Raw genomic sequence first — 22383 nt, 5'->3', positions numbered from 1 at the left:
AATATTAGGAATCCTATGGAATCTCATTCTAAAAATACCCAATCCCAAAAGCTAAAGCCACTTTCTGACGCACTCCTAGAAGTGTTAAAAAAGATTCCGCCTAAAAGCGGTGTTTATCATTATTTTGATAGTGAGGGGAGATTGCTCTATGTCGGCAAAGCAAAGAATCTCAAAAACCGCGTGAGGAGCTATTTTCGCTTCACTTCCACACTTGCTCCCGCTCCTAATTTAAGCCTAAGAATCGCTCAAATGGTGCGACAAATTGCAATGATGCGCTATATCATCGTAGAAAACGAAAATGACGCGTTAATTTTAGAAAATTCCCTCATTAAGCAACTCAAACCAAAATACAACATTCTTTTGCGTGATGACAAGACTTATCCTTATTTGTGCGTAGATACGCAAGAGGACTTTCCGCGCATTGTCTTGACAAGAAAAGTTTTTAAAAAAACGCAAGGTCTGCGCTATTTTGGTCCTTTCTCTAGTGGTGCGCGTGAGTTGCTAGATAGTCTTTATGAGGTGTTTCCTCTTGTGCAAAAAGAATCCTGCAAACAAGGCAAAAAAGCTTGTTTGTTTTTCCAAATTCAACGCTGTCTTGCCCCTTGTGAAGGACGCGTAAGTGTGGAATCTTATCGGGAAATCTTGCAAAATGCCCTAGATTGCATTGAAAATCCCAAAAAGATTCTGACAAAGCTAGAACAAAAAATGTCGTTTTTAGCGGAGAATTTGCGTTTTGAAGAAGCGGGGATTATGCGCGATAGAATCTCAAAGATTAAGCAGCTTAGCACAATGTCTTCTGTGGATTTTGCGCGTTTGGAAGATTTAGATGTTTTTGCGTTAGTTTGCGAGGGGAGCTCCGCTGCGTTGGTGAAGTTTTTTATGCGCAATGGCAAAATTGCTTCAAGTGCTACGCAAATCATCAAAAGCGGAATCGGCTTTGATGCGTGTGAAATCTACAAACAAGCCGTGTTAAATTATTACAACAACGATTTGCCACTAAAGCCCAAACAAATCCTGATTCCGTTAGATTTGGGCGAAGTGGCAGAAGAATTGGAAAATTTCTTGCAACAAAGATTCCACAAAAAGATTCCGATACATAATCCCAAAAGCGGAGAAAAGAAGCGTTTGTGCGAACTTGCAATACAAAATGGCAAGGAAGTTTTGCGTTTGCAAAAAAACGATGAAGAAGAAGTGCTAGAATCCCTAAAGTCGCTTTTTAACCTACAAAATATTCCTTCGCGTTTTGAAGTTTTTGATACTTCGCATCATAAAGGAGCGCAGAATGTCGGCGCAATGATTGTTTATGAAAGTGGCGTTAATGGGTTTTTAAAAGAATCCTATCGGCATTATTTGTTGCAAGGAAGTGATGAATATTCGCAAATGCGTGAGATGTTAGAGCGCAGAATCGCGGATTTTGAAAAGGAATCCCCGCCGGATTTGTGGGTTTTAGATGGCGGAGCGGGACAAATCAATCTCGCACACAATTTGCTAAGTAGCGCGGGAGTGAATTTGGAAGTGATTGGAATCTCTAAGGAAAAAATAGACCACAAAGCACACCGCGCCAAAGGAGAAGCAAAGGATATTTTGCGCGATGAATCCTTGCAAGAATTTCGCCTCCCAACAAGCGATAAAAGATTGCAGTTTATCCAAAAATTGCGTGATGAGGCGCATCGTTTTGCGATTACTTTCCACCAAAAGCAAAAGCAAAAAACTATGCAAAAATCCAAGATTCTAGAAATCAAAGGAATCGGAAAAGCCACGCAAAATAGGCTTTTATCTTATTTTGGAAGCTTTGAAGCAATCCATAGCGCAAACTTAAAAGAACTTGCCAAAGTGCTATCCCCAACACTTGCTAAAAATGCTTTTGAGATTCTGCATTCTGACGACTAGCGCAGTTTGGTGATTCTACAAAAGCAACCGCTAATTTTAAGAGATTTTGCATTCCGCTTCTGCGTCATTACAAGACTTTGTAAAAGTCGTGGCAATCTGTAACTTTGAGATTAAATAAAATTTACAATGGAATCTTTTTTGGCGAGATTCTATATTATGGATTTATAAGTGTGGGTGAGTTGCTAACGCAACACACCGTGTCAGCTTCACTGCGTTTGCAATGACGGAAATAGCAGAATCGTAGGCTGTTTAGATTATGGATTGCTCTGTCGCTCCGCTCCTCGCAATAACAAAGGGAATAGAATCACGGAATTCCCATACCTCTTTCGCGCAATCCTTAATATTCAATCCCCGCATCTCGTAGCGCATCACGAATGGAACGCATTTGAATATTCTTATCAAAACACCATTTAGGCGCAAGTAAAGTATCATTACGCACACCCGCACTCACGCGATGAATCACAACACTTTGCGGGATTATCTTTAGAGATTCCACAATCAATTCTATATAATCGCCCAAAGAAATCGGCTGATACTCGCCTTGATGATATAGATTTGCTAACATTGTTTTTTCAATAATATAAAGTGGGTGAATCTTAATCCCATCACTCTCCCATTTTAAAACAGAATCTAGCGTGTGCAACATCATTGCTTTCGTTTCTTTTGGTAACCCGTAGATAATATGAGAACAGACTTTTAATCCTCTTTTTTTACTTTCTTGTATTAGGGATTCCATATTTTCTGTTCCATGCCCACGATTGATAAATTTCAGCGTTTCATCATAAACTGATTGGATTCCGTATTCTATCCAAATTTCTTGTCCGCTCTTTTGCGCTAAATCCCCCAAAAAATCCAACAACTCTAACTCCACACTATCCGTGCGTGTGCCGATAGATAATCCCACGACATTGGGCAATTCTAATGCCCTCGTATAGAGTTTTTTAAGCGTCTCAAAAGGTGCATAAGTATTGGTAAAAGATTGGAAATATATCATATATTTTTCTACACCAAATTTATTGTAATGAAAATCACTCTGCCAATGGTATTGATTTTGTAATTGCTGTAATTGTGTCTCTAACAGAGGATTTTCTGTCATTTTAGGATTCAACTTCAATGCGAATTTCGGTTCTTTATCCAAAGTCGGAGAAAAACTTTCGTTTTTGCAAAAAATACAACCACCACGTGCCACGCTTCCATCAATATTTGGACAAGTAAAACCCGCAAGAGCAATCGGGATTTTGCGCACTCTTTTCCCAAATCTACGCTTACAATAGCGTCCAAAAGTTAGCATTTGCTTCACAGGATTATCCGATATATTGACCATCAAAACAGGCTTGGCAATACTGATATTTTTCCGCACCAATACTTCGCTTCAAGCCCTCAAGAGACAAAAAGGACAAGGAATCCGCACCGATAAACTTCCTCACCTCTTCATTGCTCATTTTTGCGCTAATCAAATCCTCTCTACTTGGCGTATCCACACCATAATAACAAGGAGAAATTGTCGGTGGGGAAGAGATTTTCATATGGATTTCTTTTGCGCCACAATCTCGCAGAATCTTAACAATCTGACGACTTGTCGTGCCACGCACCACCGAATCGTCAATCACGATAATTCTTTTGTTTTCAATTAATTCTGAAATTGGATTTAGCTTTAACTTGACTTTTAATTCACGAATCTGTTGCGTTGGCTCAATAAAAGTTCTCCCAACATAATGATTCCGAATAATCCCGAGTTCAAAAGGAATCTTGCTTTCTTGCGAATATCCAAGCGCGGCAGCGACACCACTATCAGGCACAGGAATCACAAGGTCTGCCTCTATGGGATTCTCTTTTGCTAATTCTTGCCCCATATTTTTGCGAATATTATAAACAAGGCGTCCAAACACACGACTATCAGGACGCGCAAAATACACATATTCAAAGACGCAAGGGTGCGGGTTGGACTGCATAATTTGGTGCGATTCTACACCTTTTTTTGAAAATACCAACATTTCTCCGGGTTCTACATCACGCAAAATTTTTGCCCCCACTAAATCAAAAGCACAGGTTTCACTTGCGACAATATAGCCTTTGCTTCCATCAGGATTGTGAATCTCTCCCAAACTCAAAGGACGGAATCCATATCTATCACGAATCACAAACATTTTTTTGCGACTTAAAATCACAAAACAAAATGCACCCTCAAGCTGTAAAACCGCTTCTTTAATCCTATCAATCAGATTTTCTTGCTTTGCCCTTGCAATTAGATGAATAAGATTCTCTGTGTCCATATAGCTTTGGAAAATTGCTCCCTCTTTAATTAACTCCTTACGAATCTGATTGGCATTGGTAAGATTCCCGTTATGAACAATCGCAATCTCCCCCAGTCCATAACGCGCAAACAAAGGTTGCGCATCTGCGATAGAATCGTTCCCTGCAGTAGAGTAACGATTATGCCCCACTGCACTAAAGCCTTTTAATTTATTCAAAGTTTCATCGCAAAAAACTTCTGTTACTAGCCCATTATTCTTAATCGTAGTGATTTTTTCTCCATTACTTGTCGCGATTCCGGTAGCTTCTTGTCCGCGATGCTGCATTGCAAAAAGCGAATAATACGCGATACTCGCGGCATTTTGGGTATTATAGACACCCACAACAGCACATTCCTCATTCCAATCCCGATTTATTCCATTGCTACACTCTAAGTTACAAGTTTCGGAGAGTTGATTCAACTGCTTTTGGTCAATAATAGGCTTTTTCACTTTTATAATCCTAAAGAATCTTCAATGCTATACAATCCATTAGGTTGTTTATGTAGCCAAAGTGCAGCTTTGATTGCACCTTGTGCGAAAGTAGCGCGAGAAGTTGCGGTATGGACTAGCTCTAAATATTCACCCTCTCCATAGAATCCAACATTATGGATTCCCGCTACATCTCCACCGCGCAATGCCATAACCGCAATTTCTTCTTGAGTGCGTTCCCCGATATTTCCATTTCTCCCACTCGTGCGCACTTCATCTAACTCCAATCCCCTAGATTCTGCGCAAGTTTGTGCCAAACGCAAAGCTGTGCCACTAGGGGAATCTTTTTTGTGGCGGTGGTGAGTTTCTACGATTTCAATATCAAAATCAGGCAAAGCCTTTGCTACAAGCTTCACCGCTTTATTCAATACCGCAACCCCTAAGGACATATTACTAGCATACAAAATAGGCATTTTTTTGGACGCTTCTTTGATGAGATTTTCGTGATGAGATTCTAGCCCAGTTGTGCCAATCACGATAGGTGTGGGATCTTGTAGGGCAACTTCTAGCAATGCACGCGTTCCCTCTGCGGTTGTAAAATCAACCACTACATCAGAGCTTTCTAGCAAAACCTTCAAATCGCTTGTAATCATCACGCCGGGGTCAATAGAAAAATCCAAATCTTTGCGCACATAAACACATTCTAATTTGACTTGATGATTTTTCTTGGCCAAATCTACAACTAATTTTCCTACGCGCCCACCCGCGCCAAAAACTCCAATACCCAACATAGCCTACTCCTTATTATTTATGATGTTCAATAAAATCAATCGCGCTAAGTGCCGCTGTTGCGCCATCTGCTGCTGCACACACAACTTGTTTTGGTGCGTCCATTCTCAAATCACCTGCGACGAATAATCCCGGAATATTAGTTTCCATTTTAAGATTCACGATTGCTTGTCCATATTCATTCATCGCACAAAGAGTGCTACCATCTTCTTGTATGAGAACTGAATTATTTACATTAAAACCAATCAACACGAAGATTCCATCTACTTTGATTTCTTTTAAGGATTCGTTCTCTAAATTTTTTAATTTCAATCCCGTTACACCCGAAGCATCTCCGCAAATCTCTTCAATCCCATAAGGAGTTAAAAACTCAATTTTTTCTTCTTTTTTGGCGCGTTCAAGCGTAACAGGTGAAGCACGAAACGCATTTCTGCGGTGAATTAGCGTAACTTTAGAACAAATTTTGGCAAGATAAATGGATTCTTCTACTGCGGTATCGCCACCCCCAAGCACTGCAACTTCTTTGTTTTTATAAAAAAATCCATCGCAAGTTGCACACGAACTCACGCCTTTGCCCCAATAAACATCTTCGCCTTTGACATTAGAGCGTTTAGGGCTTCCACCTGTCGCGATAATCACCGCTTTAGATTCCACTTCTTGTTGGTTGCTTAATACAATTACAAAGTGATTGTCTTTTCTTTTGACACGCACTACTTCTGCCATTTCGTGTTTTAAACCAAACCTAAAGCACTGCTCCTGCCATGGCATCATAAAGTCAAATCCACTCTTAACCTCTGCAACGCCGGGATAATTTTCCATTTCGCTACTAGAAGTGATTTGTCCGCCGGGCATTCCCTTTTCAAACATCACCACTTCTTTCAAACCACCTCTTGTCGCATACAATCCTGCGCTAAGCCCAGCAGGTCCGCCACCAATAATTGCTAATTCTAACATTTCTCACTCCTTATGATTTTTTTCTTTAAAATTGAGTAATTTATAGATTCCATTTTCTTTTAAATGCTTGTATATTTTGGAATCTTTGCTGTCTTGTTTTAACACAAAACATTGCGGTAATGCCCTCACATCAAATTCATGAATCAATTTCAACATTAAAGCACTTGAAATCTTTAACTCTACGAGATTTTCACCATTTTTGGAATTTTGTCCTTGTTGATACAAATCAATCGCCAAAAGAGTTAGATTTTGTTGCATATTTTGGAATAAAAATTCTTCGGATTTTGTCGCAAATGAGCTATAAAAGCATAATTTGTATTGTGAAGTTTGTGGCACAAAAAGATTCATCGCGCCACTTTCTTGTTGATAGAAAGAATCTTCATTGAAGTTGATTTTTGAAACAGATGTGAAAGAATATTGATAATACAAAAATGCACCAATCACAAAAATAACAACGAATGCAATAGGGAGTCCCGGACAGCATTTTTTCATACAAACACTCCCCACTGCATCAGAAGACTAAAAAACACTTATAGCAAACCGTCAAGTTTGGCTTTGAAATCTTGTTCAGTAGCGGCTCCAATCATCTCATCTACTTTTTCACCATTTTTGTAAAAGAAAATCGTAGGAATAGAGCGGATTCCAAACTTTGTTGCGAGTTCTTGTTGCTCATCTGTATTGACTTTGCAAATTTTTGCTTTCCCAGCATATTGTGTTGCAAGACTATCAATCACAGGAGCAATCATTCTACAAGGACCACACCATGGAGCCCAAAAATCTACCATTACAACACCTTCTTTGATGATTTCATCAAAGTTTTCTTCTGTCATTTCAATATAATTAGCCATAGCTTTCTCCTTAAAATTCTAAATTTTATCGGCGCATTATACAACGACTAACTTAAAAAATCAAAAACTTTTACAATTCTTTTTAGTTAAATATTTTTTTACTTCTATTTTGAATCTTTTTGCTACTTCTTGATTGCGTTTCTGCGCCTATTGCATAAGCTCCACCAAAAGATTCACACTTTCTTCATAGCTGATTGCCTCATTATAACTTTGTTTGAGATAATTTTCCATTCCTTCTTTTTTGGAAATCGCTTCATCTAAGTCCTTATCACTACCGGCTTGATAAGCTCCGATTCTGATTAACACTTCGTTTTCTTTTAATAAAGAATAAAGACGACGGAATTTTCTTGCCGCTTCTATATGTTCCTTATTTGCCACATCTCCCATAAGTCTTGAAGCGGAATTTAGCACATTAATAGGAGGATAGATTCCAAAATCCGTCAAAGAACGATCTAGCACAATATGCCCATCTAAAATACTTCTACTCTGATCCGCAATGGGATCACTCATATCATCGCCTTCAACCAATACCGTGAAATACGCAGTAATAGAACCATGCCCCTCTTCCTTACCCGCTCTTTCCATTAGTTGTGGCAAAAGCGTTAAAACAGAGGGCGGATAACCCTTGCTTGTAGGTGGTTCACCGAGTGCTAGTCCGATTTCTCTTTGCGCCATTGCAAAACGCGTTACAGAATCCATCATAAACAAAACATCTTCGCCTTTTGCCTTAAAATATTCCGCGACACTCATAGCAGCAAACGCTCCGTATTTTCTCATTAAGGGGGAATCATCACTTGTAGCAACAATCAGCACCGTATTCGTTAAATCCCCTCCTAGATTTTTCTCCACAAATTCCGGCACTTCTCTGCCTCTTTCCCCGATTAATGCAATCACTTTAATCTTCGCACTTGCACCCCGCACAATCATTCCCATTAGAGTAGATTTCCCTACCCCACTTCCCGCAAAGATTCCTAATTTTTGACCCTTGCCACAAGTAAGTAACCCATCAATACTTTTCACGCCTACGCTAAAGACTTCATCAATCATACCCCGCTTCATTGCTGCAATAGGAGGACGAATGATAGGCATTGAACCTTCGGCTTTTAAGATACCTTTATTGTCTATGGGTTCTCCCAAAGGATTAATCACTCTTCCGAGTAATTCAGGACCAATAGGAATCTGCAAACCCCGCGTATTCAAATAAACTTTGTCCCCTACTTTCATTCCTTCAATAAACGAAAAGGGCGTGATTTTGAAATTATCTTTCTCCAATGCTGTTACCATACCCATCGCACTATTATTTTCACCAACGATTCTAACAATATCGCCAATGCGCGGAACTAATCCATCAGCAGAGAGGAATCCTTGCTCTACTTTAATAATCAAACCAAATGCAGGAGATAGATTCAAACCATTAAGACGCTCTTTTAAACCTTGCAAGGACATTCAAATCTCTTTTATTGTAATTTTAACGAAGTAAAATTTTAATATATTTTCACTAAAATTATGGCTTCAAAAATTTTAATTCATTTGTTTTGTTTTAAATTTTATTTTCCAAAAGGATAGAAATGCCTAAAATAAGCGTTTTTGGTGGTGGAGCTTGGGGGAAAGCCTTGCATTTTGCTTTTAGTCAAACCAATCCTTGCTATATCGTCTCACGCAAAGATTTAGCAATGCAATCCCAAATCACTCCCCAAGAAGCACAAGATAGTGATTTTTTTATCGTTGCAATTGCGAGTTCTGCTCTACATTCTTGGCTAGAAACTTCCCCATTACCCAAACAAGCTAAGATTCTAGTAGCTTCCAAAGGAATCGCACAAGGGCAATTTGTCAGCGAAATCTTTGAAAAATTTTATCCCCATAGTAAGCTTTGTTTTCTTGCTGGACCGAGTTTCGCCAAAGAAGTGCAAAACTCCTTTCCTTGCGCGTTAAATGTCCATACTTCAGAGATTAGTAATGCCAAAGAATGGTTGAGCTTGTTTCCAAATTTCATTAAACCTTATGCTTGTAGCGATGTGATAGGCGGAGAAATCGGAGGAGCATACAAGAATGTCATCGCAATTGCAAGTGGAATCTGCGAGGGAATGAATCTCGGCAACAACGCACGCGCTTCGCTTGTAGCTCGCGGTTTGGTAGAAATGACGCGTTTTGGAAAATATTTTGGCGCACAGGATTCTACATTTTTGGGATTATCGGGTGCGGGAGATTTGTTTCTCACGGCAAACTCCATTCTTTCGCGCAATTTTCGCGTAGGCATAGGATTAGCATTTGGGAAAACCTTGCCTAAGATTTTAGAAGAAATTGGAGAAATTGCCGAGGGTGTAAAAACTTCGCAAGAAATTTATGCTATCAGCCAAAAGTATGGAATCTACACTCCCATTGCAAAAGAAGTTGCGCTAATTATGGAGGGCAAGAATCCCAAAGAAAGTTTAAATGATTTAATGACAAGCTAAAATCAATCTGTTCTTACCAATGATTCTATCTTACTAAAATCGTGGCAATCTATAACTTTGGTTGCCAAAGATGTTACTATGGAATCTTTTTTGGCGAGATTTTAGATTATAGATTGCTTCGTCCTTGCAATCCTCACAATAACAAAGTAGTGGAATTGTAGATGACCCAGGTCATTGCGAGGTGAAGCAATCCATAATCTTAGAACAATCTGCGACTTTATTCCCTCATCATTACGAAACTTCGTAGAAGTCGTGGCAATCTACAATAATAAACTTAATGGGATTCCATTGTAAAATTTCAATGCGCCAATGCCAAGCAGGAGCTTAAACAAAAAACGAAGATTTCGGTTTAATAAGATTGTAAGATCCAGCTTTGTAGAATCTTACAATCATAAAGGAGAGCTACTTAGAAAGTGCGTTTCAAAAGTTCTTCAGGGCGCAAAATAGTAATCAATCTATCATCTCTTTTGCCCACACCATAGATGAGGTTCTCATCTTGCGTCGTAAAGGTTTCTGGAGTTGGATCAATATTGGATTCTTTGATTCTCACAGCTTCTGTTAATCTATCTATAATAAACCCTGCCCTTTCTTCTTGGTTGCGAATCACGATATAGCGCGTATCTTCTGTTGGTTTTTCATAAGGCAAACCAAATTTTAAACGCAAATTAATCAATGGCACAACCCAACCACGCATATTGAAGACTCCTAAAACATAGTTTGGAACTCCCGGAACTCTCGTGTATTCTAGTGGTTTAATGATTTCTTGAATGCTCAAAATTGGCACTGCAAATTCCTCTGACCCTACCACGAAAGCAACAAGTTGAATAATATTTTCTGTTTCAACCGCTGGTTTTTTTTGTTCTTGTTGTTTTTGTAAAACATCTTGCAATTGATTACTCATTATTCAGTTACCTCCACATTTAAATTAATATTTCGTTTTACAACATTCATTAAGTATTCAGGTGAATAAGGCTTTGTAATATACTCTGTCATACCTGATTCTACGCCACGCATTCTGTCAGTTTTGCTAGTTCTACTTGTAACCGCCATAAGAGGTAGGTTTTTGAATTTCGCATATTTACGAATCTCTGCTGCCAAAGTATAGCCGTCCATTTTTGGCATTTCAATATCAATTAGGACAGCGTCAAAGTGTTTATCGCCATTTTTAATAATATCTAATGCTTCTACACCATTAGTTGCTTCTGTTAGGGTAATGCCAAGCGGTTTGAGGGATTTTTTCATAATTGCCCTATCTGTCATAGAATCATCAACAATCAAGACTTGATAATCACTTGGCGAACTCTTTTCTTTTTTAGTTTCGTTTTCTTGAATCAATTTATTAATGCTCACCTTGACATTTTTAGCCATTTGCATCATCGCAGCAATATCCACAATCAAAGTTACTCTACCATCTCCACGAATGGTCGCACCCGCAATTCCATCTGTGCCTTTGAGGTAAGAACCAAGTGATTTAATAACGACTTCTTCTTGTCCAATCAGGAAATCCACAATGATGCCGATTTTGTTTTCAGCCAAACCAATAACGACTACATAAGATTGTTCAGAATCGTCAAAAACAGAATCTACGCCAAAAATATCTGCCAATCGAACAAGTGGCAACACTTCATTTCTTAAGCGTAATACGCTTTTGTTTTCCACTGTATAAATCTCATCTTGCGAGATTCTAACGGTTTCAATAACGGAGGCAAGCGGAATCGCATAAAATTCTTCTTGCACACCAACAAGCAAGGATTGAATAATAGCCAAAGTCAATGGAATCTTAAGCTTTAAAGTCGTTCCTTCACCATGTGTGCTTTCCACATCAATGATACCATTAAGCTTTTCAATGTTTGTTTTCACAACATCCATTCCTACCCCGCGTCCGCTAACATTAGTAACGACTTTTGCAGTAGAGAATCCCGCCTTGAAAATCAACCCATACGCTTCTTTATCTGTCATAGAATCCGCTTCGCGTTCGCTAATGATACCTTTTTCAACTGCTTTAGAACGCAACACATCAGGATCCATTCCTTTACCATCGTCTTTGATTTCTACAACGATATGATTTCCTTCGTTGTAAGCTTTGAGTTCAACCGTTCCTTTTTCTGGCTTACCTGCGGCAACTCTATCTTCTTTGGATTCCACACCATGGTCGCAAGCGTTTCTAATCAAATGCACCAATGGATCGCCAATCTCTTCTACAATAGACTTATCAAGCTCGGTTTCTTCACCGCTGATAACCAAATCAATTTCCTTACCAAGATCTCTTGAAAGGTCGCGCACCATACGCGGGAATTTATTAAATACCCTACCAATAGGCAACATTCTTGTTTTCATAACCGCCAACTGAATATCTGTGGTAACCATAGAAACACTAGCAACGACTTGATTTAATTCCTCTAAGAATTTCTCACCCTCATATCTTTCCTCTACATCGTTGTAGATTTTAATCAAGCGGTTTTTACCAAGAACAAGCTCACCAATCAAGTTCATCAAGCTGTCAAGGCGTTTGACATCTACGCGAATAGTTTGCTCCATTGCAGTTGCTGGTGCTTTGCTTTCCTCGCCTCCGCGTGGTTTTGGAGCAGGTTTCGCTTCCGCTGCTGCTGGTTTGGGTGCAGCAGGAGCAGCGGGTTTAGGTGCTGCCGCTGGTGCAGGTTTTTGTGCGGGTGCAGCAGGAGCAGGAGTTTCTCCAACTTCTCCGGGTGCTTGCACATCATCTAGCTCACCTTTTGCTCGTTTTTCTTCTCGTTTTTTCTTATCTTCCTCTTGTCTCTTATTAAGTAATCTTTCAATTTCTTTTTCCACTTCTTCAGGAGACATATTTGCATAATCAGGTTCTGGCTCATCTGCCACAGGATCAGCCGCAGCAGGTGCTGGAGCGGCTGCAGATTCTGGTGCTGAATCAGCTACTGGAGCTTCACTTGGTGCTTTTGCTTGTGGTGTTTCACCTTTTGAAATTGCGTCCAATCTCTCTACGACATTTGCAATATCACCATCAAGTCCTGTATTTGCATCTGTGCCACTATCACGAATCGCATTTAACAATTTTTTCATAAAGTCAATAGATTCCAAAACAACATCCATAATATCCGGAGTAATCGCCAATTCACCATGTCTTGCTTTATTCAAAACATCTTCCATATGGTGTGTTAGATGTGTTAGCACTGAAAAATTCAAAAACGAACCCGAACCCTTAACGGTATGAGCTACCCTAAAGATTCTATTTAATAAATCCAAATCGTCGGGATTATTTTCTAATTCCACCAAATCTTGGTCAAGCTGTTCAACCATTTCAAAAGCTTCAATAAGAAAATCCTCTAGTATTTCTTGCATTTCGTCCATAATTATACCTTCCTTACAAAATAAAATTTACGCTAATTATTGCTGTATTTATTGACAATTCTTGAAATTTCATCATGGAATTTATTTCCATCAAACTTCACAAGATAAGATTCTGCACCCGCTTCTTTACCACGACTTTCGCTGAATTTATCGCTAATAGAGGAGCTAAAGACGATTGGAATCTTAGCAAATCTTGGATCTTCTTTGACTTTAGCGGCAAAGTGGAACCCGTCCATTTGTGGCATTTCAATATCTGAAATGATAATTTTGAGCTGATGAATTAGATTATCGCCATAGTTTTCATAAAGCTTGTCAAGCTTTTGAAGTCCTGCCTCTCCATTATTGGCTTCTGCGACATCAAATCCCATTTTTTCTAAAAACTCTTTAAGGATTTTTCTTGCAATAGAGCTATCATCAAGCACAAGTGCTAATCCATTAAACTTATTATAAGAGCGTTCTGCACTCATTTCTGGGTGATAGAATCCCAAATCTTGCACGATGCTTTCTAAATCCAAAACTAACAATACTTGGTCGCCCTCAATTCTTGTAACACCCGTAATCTTACTCTTATCCATATTGGCTTCAATAGAAGAGCTAAAATGCGCAGGTTCAATATCTTTCCAATTAATGCGACGAATCCGCTTGGCTTCATGCACAATAAAGCCTATCATAATGTTATTAAACTCTGCAATAATCACGCGTGGCTTAATCTTCTTGTTTTTAGGAACTTCAACATTCATCCATTTTGCAAGATTAATGACGGGAATTACCACTCCCCTCAAATCAAAAATCCCCTCTATATAATCAGGCACACCGGGCAATTCTGTCAGCTCCGGCAAACGAATAATCTCATTTACTTTTGCAACATTAATGCCATAAATCCCCTCATATAACTTACCTTTTTCAAGCTTGTGAATTCTAAAATCTACCAACTCCATTTCGTTGGTTCCGACCTTTAGAGTATCATCTCGTTCAAAGTTTGACACCTCAAAACTCCTTTTCAATTAAGGATAAACAATAATTTGCATATTCTACAACAAAATACTTTTTTTTACAAGCAAAAAATGGCAACCCGATATAATTCATTTGATTAAATTTCACACTTTTTCCCCAATGGAAATGCCCTTCTATGATATAAGATTCTGCTGGAATATTTAAGTTTTTTTGATATTTATTAATGCGTGAAATCACTAATTCTTCGCTATTTAGAGGTAATTGATTAGAATCTTGATTTTGTTTTTTGAATCTTATTTTTTTCTGTGAGTAAGATAAGATTTTCTGATACAAAAAAAAGGAAAGAAAATTTAAGAATTTAATGAGAAATGGCTGACGCATAATTTTTACATACAACGCATAATGCCAATTTAAAAATATATCCCCATGCGCCAAATAAGCCTGTTTTTCGCTGAACTTAAAACAAATTGGCTGAACCTCCAAAGGAAAGCAACGAATATTTTTAAAATATGGAATCTTTGATAGTAAAAAATCGTGATTCCCTTCAAAATAATAAATTTCGTGAATCTTGGACAATTGCTCCAATAATTGCAGCGTTGTTTGGTTGTCTTCTAATGCCTTTTGAACGCCTCCTACCAAAAAATCAAAAATATCTCCCATAAGGAAAATTTGCCGTCTAGGAGATTGTAAGAGATTCTGAAATACAGAATCCAATGTGTTTTGGTAAAGGCTATGATGATGGGAATCCGCGATAAAAATCGCCCCTTGTTGAATCCTTAATTCCTCTTGTGCCATAGAAAGCTATCTTTAATTCAAACCATATCTATGGAGCGTATGCAATGCGTGGCAATCCTAAAGATTCCTCTAGCCCAAACATCAGATTTGCATTTGCAAGTGCTTGGGAACTCGCACCGCGCAATAAGTTGTCAATGCTTGAAGTAATAAACAAATCCAAACCATCTGTTTTGGCAAAAATATCGCAAAAATGTGTCCCTGCGACATTTTTGATTTGTGAGCAAGTTTTCCGAATGCGGACAAATGGCTCATTGCTATACTTTTCTTCCAAAACCTCCAACGCGTCAATGGGCTCTCTCAATCGCGCATACACAGAAACAAGCATACCGCGTGTAAGCGGAATCAAATGTGGGACAAACAATGCTTTTAAATCCTCTTTACCTATTTTTTTAAGCTGCTCGTTAATTTCGGGCGAATGTCTGTGATTAATAGGAGAATAAGCAAAAAGATTTTCATTAATTGTTACAAAATGTGAAGTTTGCACGAGCTTTTTACCCGCTCCACTCACTCCGCTTTTAGCATCAATAAATAGCGTATGGTTGGAATCCAAATAAGAAACAAAAGGCAAAATCGCCAATAAAGACGCAGTGGGATAACAACCCGGATTTGCAACCAAATCTGTTTTAGCAATTTGTGCGCGATTAAATTCAGGCAACCCATAAATCGCATTTTTAAGATTCTCTTTGTCTAAATGTGTGCAATAAGATTCCTCGTATTTTTCTAAACTCAAACGATAGTCTGCGGACAAATCCACGATTTTAATTCCTTTTCCATAAAGACCTTTGACATATTCCATTGCTTTTTGGTGTGGCAAAGCAAGGAATACCAACTCACTTTCTTGCGCAATCTGCGTGAGATTCGCTTCAGATACAGGGAGATTAATAACATCTTTTAGGCAAGAATGCAACGCGGATAATTCTTGATGATTTTCACTCGCATAAACTGCGCTAAGCTCAAAAACGGGGTGATTTATCAGTAACTTGACAAGTTCCAATCCCGTATAACCACTCACTCCGACAATAGAAGTCTTAATTTTCATTTTTTTCCTTTTTAACACATTTTATTTTAGATTCTAAATTTTGCTTTTTGTAGAATCTTTAACAAAATTTTTCATCTGCTTTGCGTTGTGGATTCTTTATAAGCCCCAAAACTCTCCAATCTTTATCCCCCGCCCATAAAGGTAAGGCATTCTACTACATCATTTTCTTTTAGCAAACAAGAATCCCATTGCGCTTGTTTAATCACTTCAAGATTAATTGCCACTGCAACGCTCTTTGTCTCAATCTTATATTCTTGCAACAACTCCAAAACATTTTTAGATTCCGTATCAATCAACTTTCCATTTAGTTTGATTTGCACTTATTTTCCTTTAATCTTGAAATAAATTTATGGTTTTTTATCAAAAAATTTATAAAAGAATCCCTCTTTTATAATTTCTTTTCCGATTGTAGCAAACAACTCGCCTTTTTTAATATTTTGCCGAATCGTGCTTCCCGCACCAATCAAACAATTATCTTCAATCACCACAGGAGCTACCGCTTGAGAATCGCTGCCGATAAAAACATTCTTCCCAATAATAGTTTGATGTTTGCCTTTGCCATCATAATTACAAGTGATAAAACCCGCTCCAATGTTTGTTCCGCTTCCCACTTCGCTATCTCCAAGATAACTCAAATGCCCCACTTTCACGCCATCAAGTTGGGATTTTTTCACTTCTACGAAATTTCCAATATGTGTGTTTTTAATGATACTTTGCGGACGCAAATGCGCCAAAGGTCCCACATCACTTTTTTCCACAATACTAGATTCTATCACGCTTTGCGCCTTAATGTGCGATTCTATAATCTTAGAATCCCCGCAAATACTCACGCCATTTTCTATGATACATTCTCCCACAAACTCCACACCCTCTTCTATATAGATAGTATTTGGAAGGCGCATTAACACACCTTTTTTTAGCCAAGATTCTTTGATTCTATCTCCTAGAATCTCCTCCGCCCTCGCAAGATCTAGCTTATCATTGACACCCTTAAAGTTTGTCATTTCTACAAATAATGGTGCAATATGCACAGAATCCTTACGAGCCAATGCAATAATATCTGTCAAATAATATTCCTTTTGCGCGTTATGATTATTCAAAACAGACACATAAGATTCTAAAATCTTTCTATCGAAGCAATACACTCCGGCATTAAGTGTGCTAAGAGCTAGAATCTCGGGATTCGCGTCTTTTTCTTCTACGATTCCCTGCACTGCGCCTTCTTGAATCACAACGCGCCCATAGCCATTGGTATTTGGCACATCAAGCACACTGACGATAATTTCCGATGAATGCGTGATAAATTTCTCCAACTCTTCTGCTTGCACTAAGGGCATATCGCCATTTAAAACCAAGATTTTTTCGTATTTAGGTGTATAACTCCTAAGCGCACCGCCTGTTCCGGGAAAATTCGCTAAATCTTGGCTCAAAAACCGAATCTTATCCCCAAAATATTCTCGCATTTTCACAGCAATTCGTTCTTGCTCAAATCCCAAAATCACACAAACATCATCGCTTAATTTTAGAGATTCTTTAATGCTATAATAAAGCATTTCGCGCCCACAGATTCTATGCAACACTTTAGGAATGCTAGATTTCATACGCGTGCCTTTTCCTGCTGCTAAAATCACGATTGATAAGGAACTATTATTCATCATTAAAGATTCCACGCCTTTTAAAGATAATTTAAACAAATTTTAACACAATAAAGTTTAAAATTTTTGTTTTAAAATCAAAATTTTTATTTCGGGTTGAAATTTTCTACTTTTTAAGGAAGTAAGCCATGGATTTGGGTTCAGTTGCGGGTATTTCGTTATCGCTATTGCTTCTAGGCACTGCGATGATGCTTGGTGTAGGAATCGGACCTTACCTTGATGTTCCTTCGATTCTTATTACCGTTGGTGGTTCTATTACAAGTTTGTTGATTGCTTATAAAATGGAAAGTATGAAAAAATGCTTCACTTTCTTTATGATTGCTTTCAAACCTCAAACTTTTGATGTTCCGGGACTCATTAAAAAGCTCGTGGATTATTCCACACAAGCAAGACGCGATGGGATTCTTTCTTTGGAGCAACAATCCAACCAAGAAGAAAACGAATTTTTAAAACGCGGTTTAAATATGGCGATTGACGGCGCAGAGCCTGATAGCATTCGTGATTTGCTAGAAACCGATATGGATAGAACGCTAGAGCGACACAAAGATAATGCAGGTATTTTTGATACTTGGGCTGCTTTTGCGGGTTCTTATGGAATGCTAGGAACTTTGATTGGATTAGTTGCGATGCTTTTAAATATGTCCGACCCAGCCTCTATTGGACCTGCGATGGCGGTTGCTTTGCTGACTACATTTTATGGTTCTTTTGTAGGGAATGTTGTGGGTTCACCAATTGCCAACATTCTAAAAGTTCGCGCCGCTGATGAGGCGTTGGTAAAATTGCTAATCATTGAAGGGATTATGTCTATTCAAGCAGGGGATAACCCACGCGCACTTGAAGCGAAATTACTAACATTCTTACCTCCAAATCAACGCGTTAGCCAATTTGAATAAAGTTTTATAATGGCAAAAACTCGTTGTCCTCCTTGTGATTGTCCTCAAGTTCTACCGCTTTGGCTTGGAACTTATGGGGATATGGTTACACTGATTTTGACTTTTTTTATCTTAATCCTCTCAATGGTAACTTTTGATGCCAAAAAACTAACAGAAGCCGAAGGGAGTATGAAAGGTTCAATGTCCTTGCTTAGCGGGGGCATCAAAATAGAACCCGACAATACAAGAATCCAACAACAAGCCGATATGACAACAGAGCCAGAAACTGCCGAAGAAGTCAAAAAAATTGAAAGTGAGATTTTGGATTTCAAAGAAAATGTCCGCGTCTCTTTAGGTCCTTCAAATATCGTTGATGACGGAAGCGAGGGTTTTATTTTACGCTTTAGCGGAAAACTACTCTTTGAACAAGGCGCAACGACTTTAAGAAACGAAGAAGAGATTTTGTTTTTGAAACGACTTGCATTGATTTTACAAAAAATGCCCCAAAACCTACACGCCGATGTGATTGGTTACACAGATAATTCTCCGATTACTCCCACAGCAAAATATAAAGACGATATAGGTTTAAGCGCACTTAGAGCTCTTAGCGTCTCTAAAGTTTTAATAGAAAACAAAGTCAATCCCAAAAAACTCACCACACTTGGAAATGGAGCGAGTAACTTTGTCTTGCCTAATACAAGCGAAGAGAATCGCGCAAATAACCGCCGCGTAGAGTTTAGATTCTATCCTGATGATAGACTTCTGCACAAAACACAAAATATCTTAGATAAAACAATCCAGCAAAACAATCATCAAGAGGAAAATGGGCAAATCCAGCTAGAAACAGAATCGCAAAACGCCGCACATACCCTTATTTCGCAAAATAAAACCAATGATGTTTTAATGCTTCTTGCGGAGAAATTTTAGTGTTGCGATTCTTTTTTGTTTTTATTTTTAGTTCACTTTTTCTTCTTGCCGCGCCACCACAACTACCCCAAAGCCCAACGATTCCAACCGTGGATCTCACCTTAAGCGCACCCACAGAACCGGGGGATTTAGTTGCCACACTTAATATCGTTGTCGTCCTTACTTTACTTGTCTTAGCACCCTCTTTAATTCTAATGGCGACAAGCTTTGCTAGAATCCTCATCGTCCTTGCGTTTTTGCGCACCGCTATGGGAACACAACAATCCCCGCCCACGCAGTTATTGGTCTCTTTTGCACTGATTTTGACGATTTTTATTATGGAGCCTATCGCCAAAGATGCCTATAATCAAGGCGTAGAACCCTATATTGCCAAAGAGATTCCATACGATGAGGCATTTTTACGCGCTTCACAGCCTTTTAAAGAATTTATGATTCGCAACACGCGTCCTAAAGATTTGGCACTCTTTTATCGCATTCGCAATATAGAGAATCCCCAAAGCGCACAAGATGTGCCGTTAAGCATTGCATTACCCGCGTTTATTATTAGCGAGATGAAAACCGCATTTCAAATCGGATTCCTGCTGTATTTGCCTTTTTTGGTTATTGATATGGTCATTAGCTCCATTCTTATGGCAATGGGTATGATGATGTTGCCTCCTACAATGATTTCATTACCTTTTAAGATTCTTGTTTTTATTCTCGTTGATGGCTTTAATCTGCTCACAATGAATCTCGTGCAAAGTTTTCGGTAGCAATGGTGTGTCAATATCTTGGAAAATGTGGCGGCTGCGCAGAAATCACTTTAGAATCCAAAATCCACGAAGTTAGTCTTTTATTGGGGATTCAAAATTTCGCAGTCTTTAGCAGTTGCGATTCCGCCTTTAGGGCGCGTGCAGAACTTGGAGTGTATCATTTGGAAGATAAAATCCATTTCGCTATGCGTGGCAATGGAGAAAATCTCAAATCTCATTTTGTATGTATAGAGAACTGCCCAAATCTCGCTTCAAATATCCAAAAAGCCTTGCCACTTCTTCAGTGCTCTCTCAATAATAAAGCATTTGAAACTCTTAAGACGCGCCTTTTTAGCCTAGAGATTCTCTCCACGCAAACCAACGCACTTCTCTTAACTCTCATTTACCACAAAAAACTAGAAGAATCTTGGAAAAAAGACGCGGAGATTCTACGCCAAAAACTACAACGCGCCCTAAATCTTGAAATTCATCTTATTGGGCGTTCTAAAGGAATCAAGCTCATCGTGGGTAAAGATTATTTGACAGAATCTCTAACAATTCTTGGCAAAAATTATTTTTATCGCTACGATGAAGGGGCTTTTACACAGCCTAATCCTTTGATAAATTCTCAAATGATTGCTTGGATTCTACAACACTTAAAAAACTCTAATTCTTGCGATTTATTGGAAATGTATTGTGGCTGTGGAAACTTCACGATTCCACTTGCACGAAAGTTTCGACGCGTATTAGCAACTGAAATTTCCAAAACCTCTATCAAAGCCGCGCAGTTTGCCACCCAACAAAACAAAACTTCAAATGTGCATTTTGTCCGCTTAAGCGGAATGGAATGTATAGAGGCACTCCAACGCACACGCGAGTTTCGCCGTCTAAATGGGATAGATTTGGATTCTTTTAATTTTGGGGCGGTTTTGGTTGATCCACCACGCGCGGGATTAGGAGGGGAGGTTTGCAACTTTTTGCAACAATTCCCAATGATTCTTTATATTTCTTGCAATCCCCTAACCTTAAAGCAAGATTTAGAGACTCTCAAGCAAACGCACGAAATCACGCATACTGCGTTTTTTGACCAATTTCCACATACGAAGCATTTAGAAAGCATTGTAATACTCCAAAAACAAAAATTTGCATAATCGCGAGAGTAGGGATTCTATATTTAATAATGAAGAGGCAATAAGGAAATATTTGCCCCATTGTCATAGCTTATCACGGGAATGGAAGCAAATTAAGGTAGCTTTTTCTTGCCTCTAAGTTGTTAAATATAGCATCTCTTTTAGCTTTCATTAAAGAGACGACAAACTTACAAAATCCTCGCAATTTCTCTTTGACGAATCCCCTCATAAAGCACGATTCCAACGCTTGTTGCAAGGTTAAGGCTACGCGCATTGTTTTGCATGGGAATCGTATAACACAACTCTTGATTTACTCTTAGGATTTCTTCGCTAAGCCCCGCGTCCTCACGCCCAAAATGCAAATATGCGCCGTCTTTTAAAGAAGCTTGATAATAAGGGTGTTTTACCTTGGTTGTCAAATAAAAATGAGGGATTGGCGACAAATTAGAATCCCAAAAAGCTTCTAAACTCTCCCACTCATAGACTTCTAAATCTTTCCAATAATCCATTCCCGCGCGTTTCAACTCTTTTTGTGAAATGCTAAAACCAAGCGGATAAATCAAATGCAACACAGAATCACTCGCAAAGCAAAGTCTGCCGATATTTCCCGTGTTTTGTGGAATGCGTGGCTGGTGCAAAACAATATGGAATCGCATTTAACCCTCAATATTTAGAGGAAAGCTAGGCAAATCCCGCGCTTCTTTTGAATCTTTGGAAGTTTGCTGGATTGGCTCATCGGAATCTTTTTTGGGATTCTTTGTGTTCATTTCTTGTGATTCAAAATCTTGCAGTTGGTGGTTTTTTTGCATTTTCTTTTCTATTTCCTCTTCGCCAATTCCTCTTGTGATTTCTTTTTGCTTGGAATCTAGTTTTGACATTGCGTTCTTTTTATTATTTTTGGATTCTTCTTGATTCAACAAATGCTCTGGAGATTCTTTAAAATCTTTAAAATTCTTTGTTTGTTGTAGCGACTTTTGATTATTTTTTTGATTCTCTTTTTGACAAAGCAAAGCATTCACGCTAGAGTCTTGCAAAAACTGCACTCTAGAATAAACCGCCTCTCCACGAATCAAAGCTTTGAAAATTAGCGCAAGAGCCGTTGCGTTTGTCTTACAAAAGCTGCCCAAACGATGTTTGATAATATTCACGCAAATCGCGTTGATTTCGCGCTTTTTTTGTTCGCTAGATTCTTTTTGTGTCTTTTTATTTTTTGAGTCTTCTTCTAAATGACTTTTGGAATCCTCTTCCAATCTACCAACCAAGCCTTCCATAATCTCT

Annotated in this window: 22 protein-coding genes; 6 read left to right on the top strand and 16 right to left on the bottom strand. The window is 38.7% G+C overall.

From position 1 onward, the window contains the following. Positions 1–15: 15 nt before the first annotated feature. Positions 16–1890, top strand: a complete 1875-nt coding sequence (uvrC, locus tag LS69_RS03850; RefSeq protein WP_138122323.1) for an excinuclease ABC subunit UvrC — start codon at positions 16–18, stop codon at positions 1888–1890. Between the two features lie 337 nt (positions 1891–2227). Here uvrC and LS69_RS03845 read toward each other — a convergent pair whose 3' ends face one another. From LS69_RS03845 to fliI, 7 genes are all read right to left on the bottom strand, one after another. Beyond that, positions 2228–3181, bottom strand: a complete 954-nt coding sequence (locus LS69_RS03845) for a TIGR01212 family radical SAM protein (RefSeq protein WP_194145402.1) — start codon at positions 3179–3181, stop codon at positions 2228–2230. Between the two features lie 13 nt (positions 3182–3194). Further along, on the bottom strand, positions 3195–4559 hold the full coding sequence (gene purF, locus LS69_RS03840; RefSeq protein ID WP_138122436.1) for an amidophosphoribosyltransferase: 1365 nt from the start codon (positions 4557–4559) through the stop codon (positions 3195–3197). 77 nt (positions 4560–4636) lie between these two features. After that, complete coding sequence (dapB, locus tag LS69_RS03835; RefSeq protein ID WP_138122321.1) at positions 4637–5404, bottom strand: 4-hydroxy-tetrahydrodipicolinate reductase; 768 nt, start codon at positions 5402–5404, stop codon at positions 4637–4639. Positions 5405–5417: 13 nt separating this feature from the next. Next, positions 5418–6356: a thioredoxin-disulfide reductase gene (gene trxB / locus LS69_RS03830; RefSeq protein WP_138122319.1), complete on the bottom strand. Its 939-nt coding sequence runs from the start codon at positions 6354–6356 to the stop codon at positions 5418–5420. Between the two features lie 3 nt (positions 6357–6359). Next, entirely contained in the window at positions 6360–6848 is a 489-nt protein-coding gene (locus LS69_RS03825; RefSeq protein WP_138122317.1) for a hypothetical protein, read from the bottom strand. A 38-nt stretch (positions 6849–6886) separates the two neighbouring features. Further along, complete coding sequence (gene trxA / locus LS69_RS03820; RefSeq protein WP_138122315.1) at positions 6887–7204, bottom strand: thioredoxin; 318 nt, start codon at positions 7202–7204, stop codon at positions 6887–6889. Between the two features lie 147 nt (positions 7205–7351). Further along, on the bottom strand, positions 7352–8650 hold the full coding sequence (fliI, locus tag LS69_RS03815; RefSeq protein WP_138122313.1) for a flagellar protein export ATPase FliI: 1299 nt from the start codon (positions 8648–8650) through the stop codon (positions 7352–7354). Positions 8651–8772: 122 nt separating this feature from the next. On the opposite strand from fliI, the gene LS69_RS03810 reads away from it, so the two are divergent. Beyond that, positions 8773–9657 carry an NAD(P)H-dependent glycerol-3-phosphate dehydrogenase gene (locus LS69_RS03810; RefSeq protein ID WP_138122311.1) on the top strand — a complete coding sequence of 295 codons (885 nt, stop codon included), beginning with the start codon at positions 8773–8775 and terminating at the stop codon, positions 9655–9657. A gap of 406 nt (positions 9658–10063) precedes the next feature. On the opposite strand, the gene LS69_RS03805 is transcribed toward LS69_RS03810, so the two are convergent. From LS69_RS03805 to glmU, 7 genes are all read right to left on the bottom strand, one after another. Further along, positions 10064–10558, bottom strand: a complete 495-nt coding sequence (locus LS69_RS03805; RefSeq protein ID WP_138122309.1) for a chemotaxis protein CheW — start codon at positions 10556–10558, stop codon at positions 10064–10066. Then, positions 10558–13002: a chemotaxis protein CheW gene (locus LS69_RS03800; RefSeq protein ID WP_138122307.1), complete on the bottom strand. Its 2445-nt coding sequence runs from the start codon at positions 13000–13002 to the stop codon at positions 10558–10560. Before LS69_RS03800 ends, LS69_RS03805 begins: the two co-directional genes overlap by 1 nt. A gap of 32 nt (positions 13003–13034) precedes the next feature. Next, positions 13035–13940, bottom strand: a complete 906-nt coding sequence (locus LS69_RS03795; protein ID WP_194145401.1) for a chemotaxis protein CheV — start codon at positions 13938–13940, stop codon at positions 13035–13037. A 49-nt stretch (positions 13941–13989) separates the two neighbouring features. Beyond that, a complete protein-coding gene (locus LS69_RS03790; RefSeq protein ID WP_138122303.1) occupies positions 13990–14751 on the bottom strand; it encodes a metallophosphoesterase in 762 nt (253 codons plus the stop codon). Positions 14752–14779: 28 nt separating this feature from the next. Next, positions 14780–15790 carry an N-acetyl-gamma-glutamyl-phosphate reductase gene (gene argC / locus LS69_RS03785; protein ID WP_138122301.1) on the bottom strand — a complete coding sequence of 337 codons (1011 nt, stop codon included), beginning with the start codon at positions 15788–15790 and terminating at the stop codon, positions 14780–14782. Positions 15791–15912: 122 nt separating this feature from the next. Continuing rightward, the gene (gene thiS, locus LS69_RS03780; RefSeq protein ID WP_138122299.1) at positions 15913–16110 is read right to left on the bottom strand and encodes a sulfur carrier protein ThiS; all 198 of its coding nucleotides are present in this window, start codon (positions 16108–16110) and stop codon (positions 15913–15915) included. 27 nt (positions 16111–16137) lie between these two features. After that, complete coding sequence (gene glmU, locus LS69_RS03775; RefSeq protein ID WP_138122297.1) at positions 16138–17445, bottom strand: bifunctional UDP-N-acetylglucosamine diphosphorylase/glucosamine-1-phosphate N-acetyltransferase GlmU; 1308 nt, start codon at positions 17443–17445, stop codon at positions 16138–16140. A gap of 128 nt (positions 17446–17573) precedes the next feature. On the opposite strand from glmU, the gene LS69_RS03770 reads away from it, so the two are divergent. The 4 genes from LS69_RS03770 to trmA are packed head-to-tail and all read left to right on the top strand — an operon-like array spanning position 17574 to position 21126. Beyond that, on the top strand, positions 17574–18338 hold the full coding sequence (locus LS69_RS03770) for a MotA/TolQ/ExbB proton channel family protein (RefSeq protein ID WP_138122295.1): 765 nt from the start codon (positions 17574–17576) through the stop codon (positions 18336–18338). A 9-nt stretch (positions 18339–18347) separates the two neighbouring features. Continuing rightward, positions 18348–19244, top strand: coding sequence for a flagellar motor protein MotB (locus tag LS69_RS03765; RefSeq protein WP_138122293.1), 897 nt, complete (start codon positions 18348–18350; stop codon positions 19242–19244). After that, positions 19244–19996, top strand: coding sequence for a flagellar type III secretion system pore protein FliP (gene fliP / locus LS69_RS03760; protein ID WP_138122291.1), 753 nt, complete (start codon positions 19244–19246; stop codon positions 19994–19996). Before LS69_RS03765 ends, fliP begins: the two co-directional genes overlap by 1 nt. Positions 19997–19998: 2 nt before the next feature. Then, positions 19999–21126, top strand: coding sequence for a tRNA (uridine(54)-C5)-methyltransferase TrmA (trmA, locus tag LS69_RS03755; RefSeq protein ID WP_138122289.1), 1128 nt, complete (start codon positions 19999–20001; stop codon positions 21124–21126). A gap of 167 nt (positions 21127–21293) precedes the next feature. On the opposite strand, the gene LS69_RS03750 is transcribed toward trmA, so the two are convergent. Next, on the bottom strand, positions 21294–21761 hold the full coding sequence (locus LS69_RS03750; RefSeq protein WP_138122287.1) for a tRNA (cytidine(34)-2'-O)-methyltransferase: 468 nt from the start codon (positions 21759–21761) through the stop codon (positions 21294–21296). Next, complete coding sequence (locus LS69_RS03745; RefSeq protein ID WP_138122285.1) at positions 21762–22376, bottom strand: hypothetical protein; 615 nt, start codon at positions 22374–22376, stop codon at positions 21762–21764. Positions 22377–22383 lie beyond the last annotated feature (7 nt).

This window comes from Helicobacter sp. MIT 05-5294 (assembly GCF_000765675.1).
Taxonomy (GTDB): Bacteria; Campylobacterota; Campylobacteria; order Campylobacterales; family Helicobacteraceae; genus Helicobacter_D.
The sequence above is the reverse complement of the archived record's forward strand: the minus strand, read 5'-3'. Positions and strand labels throughout refer to the sequence as shown.

Coding starts and splice junctions, on each gene's coding strand:
- uvrC (WP_138122323.1), top strand. CDS start 16: ATGGAATCTCATTCTAAAAATACCCAATCCCAAAAGCTAAAGCCACTT.
- LS69_RS03845 (WP_194145402.1), bottom strand. CDS start 3,181: ATGCTAACTTTTGGACGCTATTGTAAGCGTAGATTTGGGAAAAGAGTG.
- dapB (WP_138122321.1), bottom strand. CDS start 5,404: ATGTTGGGTATTGGAGTTTTTGGCGCGGGTGGGCGCGTAGGAAAATTA.
- trxB (WP_138122319.1), bottom strand. CDS start 6,356: ATGTTAGAATTAGCAATTATTGGTGGCGGACCTGCTGGGCTTAGCGCA.
- LS69_RS03825 (WP_138122317.1), bottom strand. CDS start 6,848: ATGAAAAAATGCTGTCCGGGACTCCCTATTGCATTCGTTGTTATTTTT.
- trxA (WP_138122315.1), bottom strand. CDS start 7,204: ATGGCTAATTATATTGAAATGACAGAAGAAAACTTTGATGAAATCATC.
- fliI (WP_138122313.1), bottom strand. CDS start 8,650: ATGTCCTTGCAAGGTTTAAAAGAGCGTCTTAATGGTTTGAATCTATCT.
- LS69_RS03810 (WP_138122311.1), top strand. CDS start 8,773: ATGCCTAAAATAAGCGTTTTTGGTGGTGGAGCTTGGGGGAAAGCCTTG.
- LS69_RS03805 (WP_138122309.1), bottom strand. CDS start 10,558: ATGAGTAATCAATTGCAAGATGTTTTACAAAAACAACAAGAACAAAAA.
- LS69_RS03800 (WP_138122307.1), bottom strand. CDS start 13,002: ATGGACGAAATGCAAGAAATACTAGAGGATTTTCTTATTGAAGCTTTT.
- LS69_RS03795 (WP_194145401.1), bottom strand. CDS start 13,940: ATGGAGTTGGTAGATTTTAGAATTCACAAGCTTGAAAAAGGTAAGTTA.
- LS69_RS03790 (WP_138122303.1), bottom strand. CDS start 14,751: ATGGCACAAGAGGAATTAAGGATTCAACAAGGGGCGATTTTTATCGCG.
- argC (WP_138122301.1), bottom strand. CDS start 15,790: ATGAAAATTAAGACTTCTATTGTCGGAGTGAGTGGTTATACGGGATTG.
- glmU (WP_138122297.1), bottom strand. CDS start 17,445: ATGAATAATAGTTCCTTATCAATCGTGATTTTAGCAGCAGGAAAAGGC.
- LS69_RS03770 (WP_138122295.1), top strand. CDS start 17,574: ATGGATTTGGGTTCAGTTGCGGGTATTTCGTTATCGCTATTGCTTCTA.
- LS69_RS03765 (WP_138122293.1), top strand. CDS start 18,348: ATGGCAAAAACTCGTTGTCCTCCTTGTGATTGTCCTCAAGTTCTACCG.
- trmA (WP_138122289.1), top strand. CDS start 19,999: ATGGTGTGTCAATATCTTGGAAAATGTGGCGGCTGCGCAGAAATCACT.
- LS69_RS03750 (WP_138122287.1), bottom strand. CDS start 21,761: ATGCGATTCCATATTGTTTTGCACCAGCCACGCATTCCACAAAACACG.
- LS69_RS03745 (WP_138122285.1), bottom strand. CDS start 22,376: ATGGAAGGCTTGGTTGGTAGATTGGAAGAGGATTCCAAAAGTCATTTA.